Consider the following 20650-nt stretch of genomic DNA (forward strand, 5'->3'; position numbering starts at 1 on the left):
ATATTTGGAAATACAAATAAGCTATTTTTTATATCATTATTCTATCTAAATATTATCAGTTTCTAAGTGTATTTTGTCATTGCTCTATTTTTTTATACTTTCACATCAAATGAAAAGCATTGTTCAAAAATCTGCCATCCCTCATTCCAAATTACTGGTTGTTAAGAGACTGGAGGAATTAAACTTCGACCCCAGCCTCCACCAACACCCTGAGTATCAATTATTTTTAGTTCTAAAAGGATGGGGAACACGCTTTATTGGAGATAATATTAAACCATTTAAACCAGGAGACCTTGTATTTACAGGACCTAATCTTCCACATTTATGGAGAAATGACCCTGACACCAAAAAATCATCAAAAACGCTAGGCATAGTAATATACTTCCCTCAGAATTTTCTTAATGAAATTATAAGTTCAAAAGAAGAAATGGAGAACATCCGTTTACTATTTGAAAAAGCGGGAAGGGGACTGGAAATTTATGGCAAAACCAATAAGATGGTAAGTAAAATGATGCACGAACTCCTCAATGCAAAGGGGGTTTCGCGATTAATTATACTACTTCAGATTCTAAATACAATTGCAGACTCAACAGACTGCCATCCGATCACGCATGTCAACTACATTCCAATAAATAACAAAACCGAATCTGACCGGATGAATAAGATCTATAGGTACATTATGAAAAACTATAGAGATAAAATAAGTCTGGAAGTGATCGCCGAACTGATAAACATGACCCCCAGTTCGTTTAGCAGGTATTTCAAATCGAGGGTCAACAAATCCTTTTCAGATTTTTTAAAGGAGTTAAGGATAGATTATGCACGCAAACTTTTGAACGAAAACAAAATAAGCATCAACAGTGTGAGCTATGATTCCGGTTATACTACGCTTTCTAACTTTAACAAACAGTTCAAAGAAGTAACCGGAAAAACGCCACTTCAATATAGAAATGAATACCTTAAAATAAGGACAGAAAGTATCTAAAACGATCTTAAATTTGGGGATGAGGTGCCCGCTTACCTATAGTGCACTAAATGAACAAATTGAACAAATCCATACACGCTATCGATTTTCCCTTAATACAAATGGTTTTCTTGTCAAAAACCCATATTTTACCCATCTAAGTCAACAATTTAGCGCTTTCTTGCAGATTTCCCCTGCCATGGTTTTCTCACTTTTATTATTACTTTCGTTTTAGTGTTGGCCAACATAGGCGTATCCTGAAAAGCCTTTAACGAGTAAGGAATTTAACAATAACAACCCCCTATTATGAACAAGTTAGAATTAAACAATCTTGGTGTTCAAGAAATGAACACAACTGAAATGACAAAAGTTGAAGGCGGTGGTTTACTTGGCGGTATATTAGATAGTCTTTTGACTTCTGTAGTAGGAACCGTAAACTCTGTAGCAGCTGACACTTCAGCTTTCTTAAGCAAAACATTAACCAATGTTTTGAAACTGGTTTGGAGCCTGTAAGAAAAAATATCGGCAACTGTTATTCTGAAATTCAGAATAACAGTTGCTTTAATATCCAACTATATGCCCCTTTCTACCTATTCCGCCGAAACAATTTCAAGCACCTCACTTGTTTATCGATCACAAATCAGTAATTCAACCAAGCTCATATACCTGATTGCAGTTTTTGCAATCCTTGGAACTTTTGCCGCACTCCCATTTATAAAAACGCCAATAAGTGTAAAAAGCACTGGACTATTACAATCTTCAGTTGAAAAAACGGAGCTAACAATACCTGTAAACGGCAGACTTACGCTGCTTAAGCTTACAGACAATAAGAAACTTAAACAAGGCGATACGCTCTTAATCATTGATGGAGCACTACCCAAACAGCAGGGTGCTTTGGTACAAAACCGTCAGGGACAAATTGGACAGTTCCTGCAGGATATACATATGCTGTTAATTTACATTAATCGAAACGGATACAGCTACCCTAGCCTTCAAACAGGCCAATATAATGCTGCATGGCAACAATTTGCCCAAGAACTTGAAAATGCGCGAATAGCAAAAAAACAAGCAGAAAGCACCTTCAACAGATACAGCAAGTTATACCAGAATAAAGTGCTTACAGAATCTGAATACGATAAGTACAAATTCGAACTTGAACAAGCAGAATCTGCCTTTTTGATGGTAAGTACAAAATATAAAACCCAATGGCAAACCGAAGCAAACCAATTGCGAAATGAATTGCGTGAGCTTTCAGGTCAACAGGTAGAAATAAACGAACAAAAAAAACAATACATATTAAGGGCCCCTATTGCCGGATCTTTACAAAATTTGGTTGGTCTTCAAAAAGGAGCCTACGTTTTTGCCAATCAAAAAATAGGAGAAATATCTCCTGATACCAACCTAACGGCCTTTTGCTATATAAAACCAGCAGATATTGGCTTAATTAAGAAAGGGCAGGAAGTACGCTTTCAAATAGATGCTTTTAATTACAACCAATGGGGTTTGGCTGAGGGTAAAGTGCTCGATATTTCTGACGACATCATTATAATTAATAATAACCAACCTGTATTTAAAGTAAAATGCAGTTTGGACCAGAATTATTTAATGTTAAAAAATGGTTACAAGGGCTATTTAAAAAAGGGTATGAATTTTACTGCCCGCTTTACGGTAACCGAAAGAAGTTTATACCAATTGCTATACGACAAGGTAGATGATTGGGTAAATCCAAATGTTAGCGGAGCGATATGAGAAGGCTATGAGCATCAAAGTAAAACAACACGATATAACCGACTGTGGAGCAGCTTGCCTTGCTTCTATAGCATCCCACTATAAATTGGATTTGCCTGTTGCACGCATCAGACAATTGGCAGGCACCGACAAAAAAGGAACCAATGTACTTGGCATGGTAGAAGCCGCCGAGAAATTGGGTTTTGAGGCTAAGGGAGTTAAAGGCCCATTTGAAAGTTTGTTTAAAATCCCCAAACCGGCCGTTGCACATCTTATTGTGCATGATATTCTGCAACACTATGTAGTAATTTACAAGGTTACCAATAAGTATGTAGAGGTGATGGATCCTATTGACGGACAGATGCACCGCAAAAGTCACGAGCTGTTTAAAAAAGAATGGACCGGCGCTTTAGTACTGCTTCTGCCGGCTGAAGAATTCCAGTCGGGGAATGAAAAGGTATCTGTACAGGGCCGTTTCTGGAACCTGATAAGACCACACAAAAGCATCCTGATTCAGGCCTTGTTTGGCGCAATTGTATATACGATCCTGGGCTTGTCTACATCTGTATTTGTTCAAAAGCTGGTAGATTTTGTTCTTGTAGATGGCAACAGAAATTTACTCAACTTAATGAGTATTGGAATGATCATCATTCTAGCCCTGCAACTCTTTATTGGTACAGCAAAAACCATCTTTACCCTCAAAACAGGGCAAATGATAGATGCTCAGCTGATATTAGGATACTATAAACACCTGTTAAAACTGCCTCAACAATTTTTCGATACCATGCGTGTGGGCGAAATCATTTCAAGAATTAATGACGCGGTAAAGATCAGGACGTTCTTAAATGATGTGAGCATAAATTTTCTGGTAAATATCTTTATTGTGTTCTTCTCATTTATCATGATGTTTACTTACTACTGGAAGCTGGCCTTAATCATGCTAACAGTAATTCCTTTGTATTTGCTGATATACTATATAACCAATAAACTGAACAAAAAAGCGCAGAGAAAACTAATGGAAGATTCGGCTGAACTGGAATCACAATTGGTTGAAAGCTTAAATGCAATAGGAACAATAAAGCGCTTCGGGTTAGAAGGACATGCCAATGAAAAAACGGAAACACGCTTTATTAAACTGTTGCAAACTGGATTTAAATCGAACATTAACGCTGTTTTTTCTGGAACATCCTCTGAATTGGTTTCTCGTTTGTTAACCATTATATTGTTATGGGTAGGTGCCGGTTATGTACTGGAAAGTAAAATCACTCCCGGCGAGCTTTTATCATTCTACACCCTTATAGGTTATTTCACCGGGCCGGTATCTTCTTTGATTGGCATGAACAGGACCGTTCAGGATGCCGTTATTGCAGCAGATAGATTGTTTGAAATAATGGACCTGGAGCGGGAAAACGATGAAAATCAAATTGACCTTACTCCTGATAAAATAGGTGACATTCATTTTGAAAATGTTTCTTTCCGTTACGGAACAAGAGTTACCGTATTTGAAAACCTTAACCTTAGAATACCTAAAGGTAAATTTACAGCGATTGTTGGAGAAAGTGGTTCTGGTAAATCGACGCTGATGTCTATACTCCAAAACATCTATCCGATACAAAAAGGAAATGTGAGTATTGGCAAGTACGACCTCAAGTATATTCGCAACTCCTCTCTTCGGAATGTGGTTTCTGTTGTACCGCAAAAGATTGATCTATTTGCAGGTAATGTTATCGACAATATCGCTGTTGGAGATTATGAACCCGACATGCAAAGGATCATAGATATATCTACCCAGCTTGGAATTATTGACTTTATAGAAACTTTACCATCAGGATTTCAAACCTATCTTGGCGAAAATGGCACTACCCTGTCAGGCGGACAAAGACAACGCATAGCGATAGCCAGGGCCATATATAGTAATCCCGAGATTCTTATTCTTGATGAAGCTACCTCTTCATTGGATTCTGCGTCTGAACAGCATGTGCAAAGAATGATTGATCTATTAAAAGTTCAACATAAAACAGTAATTGTTATTGCCCATCGCCTAAGTACGCTGAACAATGCGGATAAGATCATTGTATTAGACAAAGGTCTTGTTGTTGAGGAAGGGACACATAATGAGCTTTTGTTCAACAAAAACTCTGCTTATGCAAACCTCTGGAAATTGCAAACTCCGCAATTAATAACACACGGATAGCTCTTTATTTTCCCACTCAAATGTTATACCTTACGCGGTCTAAAACATTTCTATAATTTATGGCAACATCCCGAAAGGCTGCGTTAAGTTTTATTTTTATTACCCTACTACTTGATGTTATTGGCATTGGCCTTATCATTCCCGTATTTCCTCAATTAATTGAACAGCTCATTGGTGGCAATATTAGCCAGGCCTCCCAATGGAGTGGTTGGCTTACCTTTGTTTACGCCATTATGCAATTTGTTTGCGCGCCTATTATAGGAAATCTTAGTGACAAATATGGTCGGCGGCCTGTTCTTCTCTTATCTCTTTTCGGATTCGGAATAGATTATATTTTCCTTGCCCTTGCACCTACCATCTGGTGGCTTTTTGTGGGCCGTATCATAGCTGGCATCTTTGGTGCAAGTATGACCACTGCAACAGCCTATATAGCCGACATTAGTACAAACGAAAACCGTGCGCAGAACTTTGGAATGATTGGTGCCGCATTTGGAGTAGGTTTTATTATCGGTCCGGCATTAGGAGGTTTACTTGGAGAAATCGGGCCACGTGTACCTTTTATAGCCGCCGCAATATTAACATTGGTTAATGTGGTTTATGGCTATTTTGTATTGCCAGAGTCTTTAGATAAAGAACACAGGCGTGCCTTTGAATGGAAAAGAGCCAATCCGCTTGGGTCATTAATGCAGCTTAAAAAATATAAAGGTCTTGGCGGCTTAATTATAGCGCTTGTTTTCCTGTACATAGCCAGCCATTCTGTGCAAAGTACCTGGACATTTGTCAATATAGAGAAGTTTAAGTGGAGCACCTCTATGATAGGAATCTCCTTAACGGTGGTAGGCGTACTTGTAGCCGCAGTGCAAGGTGGACTAATCCGGTTCATTAATCCCAGACTGGGCAATGAGAAGAGTATCTACGTGGGTTTCATATTATACGCCGTAGGCTTGTTTCTTTTTGCCTTCGCTTCAGAAACCTGGATGATGTTTGCTTTCCTTGTGCCTTATTGTCTTGGTGGAATTGCAGGCCCTGCTTTACAGGCAATTATGTCTGGCAATGTCCCTCAAAACGAACAGGGCGAATTACAGGGTGCATTAACAAGTTTAATGAGCGTAACCGCAATTATAGGGCCTCTATTCATGACAAACTTATTTGCATGGTTTACAAGCCCTGGCGCTGCAATTAAATTTGCGGGAGCACCGTTTCTTGCCGGAGCTGTATTAATGCTAATTAGTGTGTTAATTGCTTATAGAACAATGAAAGGTCATTCGTTTATGAACCGAAAGAATGCTTAGCTATTAATAGCTGCCCAAAGCATATCTTTTAATTCAACCAATCCCTTTTGTGCCACAGATGAAATAAATATGGAAGGAATATTTTTAGGAAGCTCCTTTTTCATTTCTGCTACCAATTCCTCATCAAGCATATCTGATTTGGTTATGGCCAGTAAATGTGGTTTTTGCATCAGCTCAGGATTGTAATCCTTAAGCTCTGCTTTAAGTATTTCATATTCTTGGGCTATGGTTCTTTGCGTATCCGCCGGTACCATAAATAGCAATACTGAATTACGTTCAATATGTCTGAGAAACCGATAACCTAATCCTTTACCTTTAGAAGCTCCCTCTATAATACCGGGAATGTCTGCCATTACAAAAGATTTGCTATCTCTGTAAGACACTATACCCAGATTAGGTACAATCGTTGTAAATGGATAATCGGCAATTTCTGGCTTAGCAGCCGAAAGTACAGATAACAAAGTTGATTTACCGGCATTAGGGAATCCAACAAGACCAACATCAGCCAGAACCTTAAGTTCAAGCACCATCCATTCTTCCTTGCCCGACTCTCCTGGCTGTGCAAAACGTGGAGTTTGCAAAGTAGGAGTTTTAAAGTGCCAGTTACCCAAGCCTCCTCTTCCCCCCGGAGTAAGTATCTTGGTTTCGCCATCCTGAGTAATCTCAAAAAGAACATTTCCGGTTTCGGCATCTTTGGCAATAGTACCCAGAGGAACATCAAGGATTTCATCTTTACCTTGTTTTCCTGTTGAGGTACCACTAGAGCCTGGCGCGCCGTCCTGAGCGATAATATGCTTACGGTATTTTAAGTGAAGCAACGTCCAGAACTGAGCATTTCCCCTTAATATAATGTGTCCACCACGACCACCATCACCCCCATCAGGCCCACCTGTAGAAGTTCTTATATCCCGGTGCAAATGTGCAGAGCCCGACCCTCCTTTTCCAGAGCGACAGCATATTTTAACATAATCTACAAAATTGGAACCTTGTGACATAACCTTCTATTTTTAAAAAAAATAAGCCTGAAAAAACTTTTCAGGATATATGAAAATAGCGGGAAGAACTAAAAATTCGCCCCGCTACTTGTATTATTATTGATCTAGTATTTATCTATTACAGCGCTTAAATCAGCAAAAATGTCATCGATCTTTCCGATACCATTCACCTTACTTAGCTTATTTTGTCCTTCATAATAAGGCAAAACATGAATCGTTTTGCTGAAGTACTCTTCTATACGTTTTTGCAATTTATCAGCCTGATCATCAACGCGACCTGTCTCAATTTGTCTTTGCGCAATACGCTTAGTCAGCTCCTGCTGATCCACATCAAGTGCAATTACGCCAGCGATTGAACTTCCTTTACTCTCAAGAAACTCATCTAAAGCCTCGGCCTGAGGAACCGTACGCGGGAAACCATCAAATATAAATCCTTTAGCATTTGGATTTTTATCAACTTCTTCCTCCAGCATAGCAATCGTAATTTCATCAGGAACAAGTTGCCCTTCTGCAATCAGGGCACTCACGCGTTGTCCTAAAGGAGATTGATTTTTGATATGGGCCCTAAAAAGGTCGCCTGTTGAAATGTGAATCAATTGATACTTCTCAATTAATTTTTCTGATTGGGTGCCTTTGCCTGCACCCGGTGGGCCAAAGAGAACAAAATTAAGCATTCGGGTTGTCTTTAAAGTTAAAAAGCCTTCTGCGCAAGCAGTAAGGCTTTTGGTTGTTATTTATACATTCACAGTTAAAAATCTCTAAGAAATTTATTGAAGATCTAATAAAATTAACTTCTACAAATAGAGATTTAACCATTCAAAATAATTTACTTATACCTATTAAATCAGTTGTGATAACTCTCCAGTTCTCAATTCATTAATCTCAACAAATACCGAGAAAAGAAGGTTACTTTTTAGCCTGCAAATATATAATTATTAATTTACTATATTGATTTTTTTACAAATAACCCTCGTCAAGGGTCAATGCAGGGCGGCCAAATCTTTATTAAAGACTATTGATAGGCCCCCTTGCTAATCAAATTATTCACAATACGAGTCTTCCCATCCTTGTCGGTTGTACCATTTATCTCAGCAGAAATAACTGTTCCGGTATTTTTTGCAGGCGAGGCAGATTTAAGATGAAAATMATAAATTAGTTTATTTACAAACAAAGGATCTGCCCCCCATAAAGAGCCAGCATCACCACCGCAAGCAGCTTTCCACAAATTAAAATCAGTATAAGGAACATTATTCCAGCGCCAAATACTTAACCCTTCTGAATAATACAGGTTGTCGCTAACAACATTATTTGTACCGCCAGTAACTTGTTTATTGATAAAAACGCCTCTATCTGGTCTCGGATAAATAATGTTATTTCTAATCACATTATCGTTGCAATTCTCTGTTAGTCTAATCTCTCCCTCAACTTCATTTGAGTAGCCCAAATCTTTGCTATTGTGATAGACAGTATTGTTCACTACATAACATTTATTGGTACCTCCCCCGGTATAACCTATATATCCACCCATATAAATTCCACCCAATGAACAATTGTATACTACGTTATTCCTGACGATGCACTCCTGAGTGGGAAAATTATCTGTTTCGCTAACAATCCCTATACCCCTGCCACTATCTCTAACCAGATTCCTTTCAACCAAAATATTTCTGGCACCATCAATATAAATGCCGATAGCACCGTTATGGTCCTTATAGGCGGGAATTGGTCCTGTCTTCCCATCTATATTAAAAACTTCATTGTCGGCAATTATACCATTGCGAACATAATTATACGAAGGGTTGGGATTTGCAGCATAACCGCCAGCAGCCACAATGCCTATATTTTCACCGTTGTAAACCTTATTTTTTCTGATCTCAAAACCATCCACGTATCCATTTATCGTCAAGTTTTCGCTATAACCCGTGTTACAGTCAAAAACCTCATTTTCCTCGACCAAAATCTTTGTAAGTGCCACATTAGTATTGCCTATAATATGAATACCATGTCCACTTCTACCCAATTCGGGGGCGGCATTATTTTCGATATTAAATACCCGATTCTTTCGTAGGGTAATATTACTTGAACCGCCTTTTACTACTATTCCATCAACATTGGCCCAGGCATTAGTGGTTTTAAAATCACAAATATCGAAACCGTCAATTACAATAAAGCTTACATTATTTACTGTAACCAGTGCTTCGTTACCAGACACAGAAAGGCCATCACCACTAATAATCGCTTTTTCTCCCTGATATGGCTTTAAAGTAATCAGCTTATCCTTTCTGCCAGATTTAGCAAAAGAGACTTTTTCCTTATAAGTACCACCTCTTACAAAAACCGTAAAACCGGGAGTAACCAATTCAAGTCCTTTATTAATCGTACTTACCGGAGCCTCCAATGTCCCGCTATTTGAGTCATTTCCGTTGACAGCCACATAGATGTCTTTTCCAGAAGCTTGTCCTTCTGGTTTATCCGAACCTGCTGAGGAACTTTTCTTACTGCATGCAGATAAAACACCATAATTCAACATGATGATCCCTAAAAAAAAGATGCGCTTAAAATACCCTAGCTTTGATGTATTCATAACTTAAATTCAAGAGCTAACCAATTAAAAGCTATTTACTTTTAATTGGTTAGCAAGTTTGTATGTTAAAATTAAAGGAGTTGTTTATTCCGAAACTATTTTTCGAATGCTATTGTTGTTTTTATCCAACACATATACGGTTCCATTCTTGTCCACAGCGACTCCGGAAGGCGCACTAAATGCTGCAGCTTTGCCAACAGCATTTACATTTCCCGCATTTGCAGATCCAGCGAAAGTACTTACTGAGTAAGTCAGGCCATCTACATAACGGATACTTTGATCTGGATTAGAAGTACTCCCGCCTCCAGAGCCATTTCCAGCTATGTACAAATTATTTGAGGCATCTATTGTCATACCCCATGGATAGGCAAATTTAGCGGATGAAGCTGGTCCATCTTCATAACCAACCGACCCAGATCCTGCTGCGGTTGTGCCGATCCAGTTAGAGGATTCGTATTTTTTAATGACCTGATCTCCATGTACAGTAACAAACAGATTCCCCGTATTATCAAAAGCAAGTCCTGATGGATAGTTCAACCCTGCAATAACCTGACTCGTTACGCCAGCTGGTGTCACCTGATATACATTACCTGGAGAATTGCAACTTGCATAAAAAATATTACCGCTCTTCTTATCGAAAACCACACTCCAGGGCTCTTGATTCGCCCAGGTCAAAAGACTAGCTGTACCATCAGGTGTTATTTTTCTAATGTCCCAATTCCCAGGATCAACACAATACAAATTACCTTCAGGGTCTATTGTAAGCCCATAAGGAATACTAAATTTAGCTGCAGTGCCTTTCCCGTCGGCATAACCGCCACTCGTTGGATTACCTACAAAAGTTGTCACGTTGCCATCCTTATCAATTTTTCTAATGCAATGGTTACCTACATCGGTTACATATACATTAAGCTGATCATCAACAACGATACCACTGGCCCTGTACCAGGATTCCCCACTAAAATTAAACATGGCATCTGTACCTTGCGCATTTGCAAATCCTGCAACTCCAGAACCGGCTAGTGTAGTTACAGTTCTTGTATATTCATAAGTAAAAGTACTTGTACTTGTCGCAGTTTTATCACCAATTTTTACGGTAATCGCACCTGAACCTGCCTTTTTAGGCACCACAACCATCAACTGTTTACCATTAACGCCAACTACTTTTAACGGCTTACCATTCAGTGTTACCCTAATCTTTGAGGTATCGGTAGTAAAATTACTTCCGTTAATTAATATTTCAGTACCACCACTACCTTTCTCAGGAAGTATTTTATCAATTGTTATTGGAGAGGAATCATCATGTTTAAATCCTTCATCCTTTTTACATCCTGCAATCACTACCAACAGGAAAGCGGCAATAAGTAAGCAAGCATTTATATATCTTTTCATATTCTTATACGTATTAATAAATGATGAATCCATTACCAACCCGGGTTTTGTACTAAAGATGAATTTTTATCAATATCATCCTGTGCAATAGGAAATAAGTACATCTTATCAGTCCAGGTTCTGTTTTGAAGCAAGGTTCTTTTGTTAAAATCAGCAAAAGCAAAACCCTGGTTACCATCGTTTGTAATGGTATTCATTCTATAAATGCTTTGCACTTTGGGATCCCCCATCATCAACCTTCTGATCAAGGTAAAGTACCTATCACCTTCAAAAGCCAATTCTATTTGCCTTTCCCTCAAAATCCATTTCCTCATTTCATCCTGATTGCCTACAGCTCCCGGATAAACAGTTTCCAAATTAGGCACACCTGCCCGCTGTCTTACCAGATTCACATATTTTAATATATCCGTGTTACTTGGCTCCACCTCATTCAATGCCTCTGCATAATTCAAATACATTTCAGCAAGACGCAGATGAATAAAAGGACGGTAGGTCACAGAACTGGTTCTTATATTAGAAGCAGGGCTCACATTTTTTAACACATCGTAACCGGTAATATCTCCATTATTGTTTACACCAACGCCCGATTTTCCTGAGTAGTAAAACTCAGCACGTCCGGTACCATCCTTATTTGCGTCTGAAGAGAAGAAATTCCTGTCATCCGCAGTAGGCGCAGGTAGAACTGGTTTACCATTGTATTGAATACTCACGTAAAACCGTGCTTCCCTATTAACGTACATATTTGAATTCCCTTTAACATAACCTCTGTTTAAGCCATCTCTGGATTTACCCCAGTTGGCCGGGTCATCGGACTGCACAAAACCTGTTTCCACATACTGAGCTTGTGGATCATCAATAGTCCTTCCGTTACGCATATAAAAGGCATCTACAACATTCTGCGTTGCATTTTGCATATCAAATCCACCTGGTTTAGGTGCACAACGCACCTCATGTCCCCATTGCCATGAACCAGCCATATTGGTAGAGAACAGTATTTCATTGTTCCAGTTTGTCAGGAACAGGTTACGGAAAGATAGGTACGGATCAAACTGAGCATCACCTTCATCAATATTTGTAAATAGTTTATAACCCTGCAGGTCAATTACCGCTTTAGCGGCATCAGCAGCTGCTCTCCATTTATTTGCATCATACTGCAACGGCGCTAAAGAAGTACCGTCATTATTTTTAAACCCTGCAAACTTTGGGTTGCCATTCCACAGCGGACTCGCTGCTAATAAGGTTACTTGCGATTTAACAGCAAGACAGGATGCTTTGGTTGCTCTGCCATAGTTTACCGAAGAAGACCAGGCATCAGGTAAATCAGCCGCTGCTCTGTCTAATAAGGAGTTGATGTGATCAACACATTCATTAAATGGACTACGAGGATATTTATTATAGTCGTCATTAAGACTCAATAATTCAGTCACCTTAACAAAAGGCCCATATTGTCTTAATAATTTCCAGTAAAACCAACCTCTTAAAAAGATAGCTTCTGCTTTGTATTGCTTTTTCAAATCTGCACCGATTAAACTCTCAGACATTTTATCAATATTTTGCTCAAATACAATACTTTGTCTGATACCGGCATAATTATCACCCCAGTAATACCAATAATTACTCTGAGCATTCCAATTTCCAGTAATCATTTTACGAACGGCAACCCCCTGGATACTACATGAGGTTTCATCACTTGCACCAAGCATACTATAGGTATCTGCTGGAATTGAAACATGACTATAAATCTGATTCAGATAGGATTCCGCATTTGCTCTGGTTTGCCAAAGCATATCAGAAGTAAGCAAATTATCAGGTGTTTTATCTAAATATTTACAACCAAGACTAAACAACAATATGCAAAGTGCAATACTGCCGATAGATAGAAAGTTTTTATATAAGTTATTCATTGTAATCATTTTAAGTAATGGTTATTAAAACTGCGCCCTTAAACCAAAAGTTACCATTCTTGTAATGGGATACTTTGCACCATTAGATCCCAATTCCGGATCCCATATTTTGAATTTACTGAAGGTCAGCAGGTTCTGACCTGATGTATAAAAGTACAATACCGGTACACCTGCTTTTTTCATAGATTCTGACGTAAGTGTATATCCCAGAGAAGCCTGTTTTAAACGGATATAAGAACCATCTTTAAGCCAGTGTGTACTGTTTAAATAGTTGTTATCGGAAAGACCACCCACAGTTAAACGAGGATAATATGCATCCTGACGAGGATTATCCGGGGTCCATCTATCTAAAACTTTAGCCAGGGTATTGTTTTGATATTGACCTAAGCCGGAGAAAGGTATCACACCTACCCCGTCTACGCCCATGCCATTTCCCCTAATCTCTGATCCATTTGCCATAATCCCTACATCAGCCACTCCCTGAAAAAATAACGAAAGATCGAATCGTTTATAAGCTAAAGAGAAACCAGCCCCATACAACCAGGAAGGGAAAGGCGACTTACCTAACCTTCTACTGTCATAGGCATCAATAACACCATCTCCATTCTGATCCAGATAACGAATGTCCCCTGGCTGCACTGTCCCGAATTTTTGTTCCGGACGTGAGTCTATATCATCCTGATCGGTAAAGTATCCGTCAGCAACATACCCCATAAATTCATTAGATGCATATCCTGCCGCGCTTTGGTAGGCAAACTTTCTTTTAGGCTCGTCTGCAAAAGTAATTTTATTTTTACTGTGGGTTACATTTCCAAACACACGCACACCTACGGCGCCTATCTGATCATTATACTCAATACTTGCATCTATACCCCGATTACTCATTTCACCTAAATTGGCAAAGATCGCAGTTGAACCGAAGCCGCCAATTGAAGAAATTGATTCTCTTCTGATTAAAATATCTTTACGTCTTTCATCAAAAGCATCAACAATTAGGTTGAACTTATTAAACAAACCGATCTCAAGTCCGATATCTCCTTTGTAAGACTTCTCCCAGGTTAAGTTTTCAATACCTATTAAATTTTCAGTTAAACTACCATAATATGTTCCATTTAATCCGAATCCGGTACCTCCACCTCCACCAATTTGTGTTAAATAAGGGAATCTATTCCCAGTACCTATATTATCATTACCCACAACACCATAAGAACCACGAAGTTTTAAAAGACTGAACGTCTCGGTAAATGGTTTAAAGAAACTTTCATTAGAGATCACCCAGCCTCCGGATACTGAAGGGAAAACTCCAAATTTCTTACCTTTTTCAAAATTCTCGGAACCCGTGTACCCCGCATTCACTTCAAGTAAGTATTTATCCATATAGCCATAGGTAATCCTTCCGGCCAAACTTTGATTACGGAATGGAATGGAGCCAATCACATCCTCAGCTGTACTTTTCAGCCTGTTCCTCATATTATATAAAAACATTCCGCCAAATCGATGATTTCCGAAGGTTCTATCATAATTAATATTCCCCTCTAAATACATCATCCGCTCACCAGCAGAAGATCGACCATAACCTAAAAATTGCTGTCCAATTCTCGTCTGTGTAAACATCAATTCGCCATTACCATCACGACCAATCGCTTGCCAATTGTCGTTTATACCTGATCTTCTGTTATCAAACTGTCCGTAACTGTCAAATGAAAATCTTGCATAAGACGACAAACCAGGAGTGACCACATCCAATTTTTGATTTACAGTAAATACGGATTGAACTGCAGGCCTAAACTCATCAGAGTAGCCATTGTTCTGAACCTCATTTAAAGGATTGGAACCACCATTTGTTGTGGGGCCTGCCCATTTACCATCAGGATATCTTGTAGGATAGGCAACTGGTGTGGTAGCATAAGACTGATACCATAAACTACCTGCAGAAATACCCGGGTAACGGGAATTTACCAACATTGCCCCAAGATTTAGCTGAAGCAAAGTACTTTTAGTCACATTTACATCAATATTACTTCTAAAGTCATATCTCTTAAAATCCAGATTGGGATTAAAACCATTCAAATTTGAAACTTTATATGGGCCCTTTTGATTATAAAAAGAGGTCGAAATGTAATATCGAACAGATTCAGTACCCCCATTTATGTTTAAGTGCGCATTAGTTAATGAAGAATGACTTTTGTATACCTCATCTATCCAGTTTACATTTGGATACAGATAAGGGTCAAGACCGCTCGCAGTTTTCTGAATAGTTTCCTCAGAAAAATTAGGCAGAAGCCCCATATTGGTTCTGGCTTCATTTAACAATTCCATATATTGAATTCCATCCAGCATCTTTGGTCTTTCCGTAAAACCGGTCAACCCATTTTCAGCTTTCAAAGAGATCTTAGGTTTACCCTCTACCCCTCTTTTTGTGGTAATGATCAATACGCCATTGGCGCCTTTTGCACCATACATTGCTGTTGAAGAGGCATCTTTAAGCAGGGAAATGCTGGAGATATCCTCAGGATCTATGTTATTAAATGAACCCCCAAAATCACTGTTCACATCATCTCGCTGAACACCATCCACGATGATAAGCGGCGAGGTGTTTCCACCGTTAAATGTTCCCAAACCACGAATAGTAAACTGTGAATTATCGTACCCAGGTTCTCCACTTGATTGCATAGAGATAATACCAGCTACTTTTCCGGCCAATGCGTTAGAAAGATTTGCAACCGGGGTTCTCATATCAGCCATATTCACAGAGCTGATGGAACCGGTTACCGTAATCTTTTTCTGGGTACCATAGCCCACTACCACAACCTCCGAAAGCTCATCAACTGCCTCTTTAAGCACCACATTTATGGCATTCTGACCGTTAACAGAAACTTCCTGAGTAATAAAACCAGTGTAAGAAAAAATAAGGATAGCATTAGGCGAAGTAACAGCAATGCTAAAATCTCCATTACTGTTGGTAGTCCCGCCGCCTGTTTCACCCTTTATCCGAACTGTTACACCAGGTATTCCTTTGCCCTGCGGATCCAGCACACGGCCACGTATGTCAATAGCCCGGGCAACAACGGGCTTTATTTTTAAAAGGCCGTTAACCTTTTCTCTAATCACAACAGTTCTGTCCTCAATAGTATAAGACAGGGGCTGGCCGCTGAAAATCTTTTCCAGTACCTCATTCAGTTCCACAGAATTAACTTTGATATCTACCGTCTTTGCGTTTTGCAATAGCTCCTCGGTATATAAAAAATCATAATTGCTTTGTTTTCGTATCTCCTTAAAAATACGCTTAAGGGTCGCTTTTTTTTCCGAAAGCGTGATCCTTTGCGCAAAACCTACTGCACTCACCTGCATCATGGTTGCTATTAATATTACGGTGGTTAGTCGCATAATCAGCAGTAGTTTATTGATATACTTTTTGAGCATACCAAGTTGGTTAGCATAATTTTTATACATTTGTTGGTCTGGTTATTAGCGAGTTGGTTATTGCACTTATTAAAGCTCAATAACAGGTTCGCTGGTTAAAGTTGATTGAATCGCAAGTTTGTTGACTTAGTAATCCAGGCATTAGCCAGTTGTGTTGCAAGCACTTCTGGCTTTTTTTTATTTTCTGTTAGCGAGGGCAGTTTTTACCAAAACAATTCGCTAAACCCAAGATTACTTTATTGATTTTATGTAGTTATTTGGTAACTGTAATCCTCCCTTCTTCAATTATAAAGTGAACCTTATTTGTATATTCTAATTTTCTGAGTACTTGTGACACATTCGCAAAACGACTCACTGTACCGCCAAATTTGTCTTTGGAAACATTTCCTTTAAATGCCACATCTATATTATACCATCGCGAAATCTTTCTCATTACCGATTCGATACTTTCACTATCGAACATAAAGTATCCATTTTTCCAGGCCAAAACCTCATCCATATTTGCCTCGACAATTCTTAACCCATCGTATCCATTTATAGCCTGACTTCCGGGTTTAAGTATTTGCTGTATACCTGAGGCCTTAACCAACACAGATCCTTCCACAAGCGTCGTTTTGGTCAATGGTTCATCAGCATAACTATTGATATTAAAATGAGTTCCCAGAACTTTTATCTCCTGATTTTGTGTCTTAACTATAAAAGGATGGCTTTTATCCTTCGCGACCTCAAAGTAGGCCTCACCTTTTAATTCCACTCGTCTTTCCCTCAGTGCAACGAAAGAGATTGGGTATGTCAATGAAGATGCTGCATTCAAAAACACTTTACTTCCATCTGGTAAAACCACTTGATATTGGCCCCCTCTTGGTGTTTCTATAGTGTTGGGGGCTGCATTTGCAACCTTACCTGGTTCTAAGGTATAAACAATTTTCCCATCGGCTAATTTAGTAACTGTAACACCGGATTGTGGGGGCAGCGCTCCGTTTTTAGCATCAGTAAGAACTATTTTCTTTCCATTCGCTAGGGTGAGTACCGCTTTATTTCCACCAGGAGCTACATCATGAACCAATTTATCAGACTTGGTATCTAGTCTGGACGAATAGTAAAAAGTACCTACACTTAAAGTGATCAGAATGATTGCTGCAGCAGCAAATTTTCTCCAATACAAATTCCTGTCCCGAAGAACAACAATTTTATGCCCTTCTTCACTAATGCTATCTTGTATTTTACCGTAAAGTCTGGTGATTTCATCTAAAGACATTTCTGCCCGATGGTCACTACCTACCAATCTGGAAGCTTCTTCTGCGAGCACAAAATCCCATTCACTTTTATTACTTCCTTCTTCAATGAGCTTAAAAACCCTTTCAAGTTCGGTTTTACTGCATTGATTATTTAAATACCTTGTAAACAGGTGTATGATTTCGTTGTTCAATTTCTCTCCTTTTGTAACTAATACAAATGGGAGTAACGATACATCTATCCTAAAAAAATAATTATTTTATTATTGCAGCCATTAGTACGATTACTGCACTGCGCATAGTGATAAATCCCCTTATTGATTTAAGCGCTTTTACCATTTGATTATTTACTGTGCTCTCAGAAATACCCAGTTCTGTTGCTGCCTGTTTATACGTTAATCCTTGTATGCGACAACGGATAAACACCTCTCTTCTCTGTTCTGGCAAACTTTTTATGGCTTCATTGAATATCGAGCTGCTTTCGCTATAGTCAAGCAGAAGCTCCGTAGCATTTTCCTCGCCAATTACGTTTTTCCGCATCTCCTCCACTATGCTTGTTTCATGTTGGGCCCGTTTTAACAGATTAAGCAGGTGTCTGCGCGCAATAGTATACAGATAGGGTTTAAATGGCTGTTCACAATCTATTTTATCTCTGTTTTCCCAAACCTTAATAAAAGTATCGTGAACAACATCTTCAGCAAGAAGCGAAGACTTTGCTGTTCTTAGCACAAAATATTTTAATTGTTTCACATACAAATAATAAAGACTGCTTAAAGCATCCGCATCACCCTCCCTAAGAAGTGTAACTAGTTTCTTTTCACTGTAATTATTATAAATGTTCATTCGGTTTGGTTCCCAAGCCGAAACTACAAAAAATTAACGCAAATTATATATGTTATTAATTCTCAACCACAACCCTTAACGAGCAGCCACTATTTCTGATGCTCCTGCAAATAACTGCTGTTTCTGGATTTTAAAGCGAAATCCTTTAACAATTCAATTTCCTGAGGGTCGTAAGGTGTAAAGTCACCCCGAAAAAGATCATGCTGCCATACTGCAGGAATAGGATCTGCAGGCCGATGCCCCCACGGCAAGTCTGTTTGCGTTTTACCATTTACAAGGCCCCATAACATACAGCCAACCTTCTCATTATAAAAAACAGCCAGATTATCTTTGATTACCGATCCATTAGGTCTGTTCATCCATTCCGTATTAAATAAGGGTCTGCCCTGCGTTTTAAGTTCCACAATTTGCTTGGTCAGGTCATTTTTATTACCATAATTATGAAAAGAAATAATATCTGAATTTGCAAGCGCAATATCATTCAACCGGTTATCGCCATTCCATATATCAATTGTTATTGGCTGTGAAGGATTGATTTCGCGTGCCCATTTAGCAACCTTTTTAAGCAAGGGAAAACTAGCAGACCCCAGTCCGCCATTTGTGGGTTCGTTGTACAAGTCCCAGATAAAAATGCGTTTATCATCCTTAAAGCGCCCAATTACAGCTTTAACATATTTTTCAATGCGGGGATGGGTAGTAGAATCAACAACCATGCTGTGACCCGGACTTGGCGACCACGCCCAGGCATACCAGCCTTTAAGCGGCTCCGGTTGCTTTCCTACTCTAGGATCATGCTCAATTCCAAAAACACAGTCATCAAACAAAGCAGGCATAAATTTAATATTATGCTTATTGCAAATCGCCAGAAACTTATCCAGGGTATTTAAAAAATATTCCGGATCATCTTCATAAACTGCATACTGAAGTACAGCCCTCAAACAATTAAGTCCGGTTTTCTCTGCCAGGGCAAGTTCCTTATCAATGGTCTTGGCATCAAAACTAGTCTTATCCCACATAGCAGTATAATTAATGGCATAAGCCGGGATATAATTAAAGCCACAATAAAATGGCTGCTTGTTGTACCAATCCCATATTTTCTGCTTTKGCCAGCGTTGATCTGTTTGGGCCGTAACCGGACAAACGAATAGTAACAGCAATAGTAAATTTATTGCATAAGCTATCTTTTTCATTACAAAGTTTAAAAAATTGAGAGCCTTCTATAGCACTAGTGGATTAATTTCTGACTTTACCAAATCGCCAATAGGTGCATTCATCAGCCAACGCTCACGGTCATTTACCTGCCAGCTATTTTTAGGTTCGGCCACCCGTGCGCCTTCAGCGACGTAAATAATAGTCATTACCTCACGCATAATGTCAGATTGGTTACCGGGAGCACTATGAATGGTATTGCCGTAATGCCAGGTTGCGTCTCCGGCCTTCATCGTCGATGAACGCATTATAGGGAAGTCATTATCCTTAACATATTTTTCATATTCAGCTTCCGATTCGTCAGAGATCTCGTAATTAAACACTACCCCTTTTTTATGAGAATCAGACGCAAATGTCAGCATCCCCATTTCTACATTAATATCTACCAAAGGCATCCACATAGTGACGGTATTATGCGTATCCAGTGGCCAATAATACTGATCCTGATGCCACGGAGTAGGTCCACCTCCAGGTTCTTTAAACAGGGCCTGATCATGATAGATACGTACATTTTCTACGCCAAGTAAATCTGCAGCAATTTTCCCCATACGTTTGGCAAGCGTAAATTTCTTCGCTTGTTCATCTACTTCCCACAGATTCATTATCTGCAAAAAAGCTTTACCGTAAGTATCTCTTTCGGCTAAATCTCTCTTTTCGGTATTGAACTTATCAGCAGCTTCTTTTATTACATCTCTGTAAATAAGCACTTCTTCAGCATCAAGTACATTTGGGATTAAAACGTGTCCGTTCTGACGGAATGCAGCAGCCTGTGCATAAGTTATTTCCCGATACTGATCTAATTTAGGCAATTCAATTGTCGACATGGCTCTATTTGATTTAGGTTTACATTTGGTGTTTTCAATTACTAAGTAACTGTTTATCGTTAG

At 39.0% G+C, this 20650-nt stretch carries 15 protein-coding genes; 5 read left to right on the plus strand and 10 right to left on the minus strand.

Features of this window, described 5'->3' with window-relative positions; translation table 11 throughout:
* The first annotated feature begins 109 nt into the window (after window positions 1-109).
* The 5 genes from AC1DDK_RS03390 to AC1DDK_RS03410 all read left to right on the plus strand — a co-directional run bounded on the left by AC1DDK_RS03390 (window position 110) and on the right by AC1DDK_RS03410 (window position 6178).
* A complete protein-coding gene (locus AC1DDK_RS03390; RefSeq protein ID WP_172660841.1) occupies window positions 110-985 on the plus strand; it encodes an AraC family transcriptional regulator in 876 nt (291 codons plus the stop codon).
* A gap of 285 nt (window positions 986-1270) precedes the next feature.
* Complete coding sequence (locus AC1DDK_RS03395) at window positions 1271-1477, plus strand: hypothetical protein (protein ID WP_048904154.1); 207 nt, start codon at window positions 1271-1273, stop codon at window positions 1475-1477.
* Window positions 1478-1540: 63 nt separating this feature from the next.
* Window positions 1541-2713: an HlyD family secretion protein gene (locus AC1DDK_RS03400; RefSeq protein WP_288879857.1), complete on the plus strand. Its 1173-nt coding sequence runs from the start codon at window positions 1541-1543 to the stop codon at window positions 2711-2713.
* Between the two features lie 7 nt (window positions 2714-2720).
* Window positions 2721-4886, plus strand: coding sequence for a peptidase domain-containing ABC transporter (locus tag AC1DDK_RS03405; RefSeq protein ID WP_172660843.1), 2166 nt, complete (start codon window positions 2721-2723; stop codon window positions 4884-4886).
* Window positions 4887-4945: 59 nt separating this feature from the next.
* On the plus strand, window positions 4946-6178 hold the full coding sequence (locus AC1DDK_RS03410) for a TCR/Tet family MFS transporter (protein WP_337715744.1): 1233 nt from the start codon (window positions 4946-4948) through the stop codon (window positions 6176-6178).
* Here AC1DDK_RS03410 and obgE read toward each other — a convergent pair.
* The 10 genes from obgE to AC1DDK_RS03460 form a co-directional block, all read right to left on the minus strand.
* Window positions 6175-7173, minus strand: coding sequence for a GTPase ObgE (gene obgE, locus AC1DDK_RS03415; RefSeq protein WP_172660845.1), 999 nt, complete (start codon window positions 7171-7173; stop codon window positions 6175-6177). The two genes, AC1DDK_RS03410 and obgE, sit on opposite strands and share 4 nt — an antisense overlap.
* A 104-nt stretch (window positions 7174-7277) precedes the next feature.
* Entirely contained in the window at window positions 7278-7847 is a 570-nt protein-coding gene (locus tag AC1DDK_RS03420) for an adenylate kinase (protein WP_172660846.1), read from the minus strand.
* Between the two features lie 338 nt (window positions 7848-8185).
* Entirely contained in the window at window positions 8186-9757 is a 1572-nt protein-coding gene (locus AC1DDK_RS03425; protein WP_477633840.1) for a right-handed parallel beta-helix repeat-containing protein, read from the minus strand.
* A gap of 84 nt (window positions 9758-9841) precedes the next feature.
* Window positions 9842-11149 (minus strand): IPT/TIG domain-containing protein, encoded by a 1308-nt coding sequence (locus tag AC1DDK_RS03430; RefSeq protein WP_337715748.1) that lies wholly within the window; start codon window positions 11147-11149, stop codon window positions 9842-9844.
* 32 nt (window positions 11150-11181) lie between these two features.
* Window positions 11182-13053 carry a RagB/SusD family nutrient uptake outer membrane protein gene (locus AC1DDK_RS03435; RefSeq protein ID WP_337715750.1) on the minus strand — a complete coding sequence of 624 codons (1872 nt, stop codon included), beginning with the start codon at window positions 13051-13053 and terminating at the stop codon, window positions 11182-11184.
* Window positions 13054-13077: 24 nt separating this feature from the next.
* The gene (locus tag AC1DDK_RS03440; protein WP_216854371.1) at window positions 13078-16506 is read right to left on the minus strand and encodes a TonB-dependent receptor; all 3429 of its coding nucleotides are present in this window, start codon (window positions 16504-16506) and stop codon (window positions 13078-13080) included.
* Window positions 16507-16729: 223 nt separating this feature from the next.
* The gene (locus AC1DDK_RS03445) at window positions 16730-17905 is read right to left on the minus strand and encodes a FecR family protein (protein ID WP_337715752.1); all 1176 of its coding nucleotides are present in this window, start codon (window positions 17903-17905) and stop codon (window positions 16730-16732) included.
* Window positions 17906-17966: 61 nt separating this feature from the next.
* Entirely contained in the window at window positions 17967-18554 is a 588-nt protein-coding gene (locus AC1DDK_RS03450; RefSeq protein ID WP_337715753.1) for an RNA polymerase sigma factor, read from the minus strand.
* 89 nt (window positions 18555-18643) lie between these two features.
* Window positions 18644-19744 (minus strand): glycoside hydrolase family 2 TIM barrel-domain containing protein, encoded by a 1101-nt coding sequence (locus AC1DDK_RS03455; protein ID WP_477633841.1) that lies wholly within the window; start codon window positions 19742-19744, stop codon window positions 18644-18646.
* A gap of 27 nt (window positions 19745-19771) precedes the next feature.
* Window positions 19772-20587 carry a phytanoyl-CoA dioxygenase family protein gene (locus AC1DDK_RS03460; RefSeq protein ID WP_337715755.1) on the minus strand — a complete coding sequence of 272 codons (816 nt, stop codon included), beginning with the start codon at window positions 20585-20587 and terminating at the stop codon, window positions 19772-19774.
* Between the last annotated feature and the right edge of the window lie 63 nt (window positions 20588-20650).

The sequence above is a fragment of the Pedobacter sp. 05T44 genome (assembly GCF_056395985.1).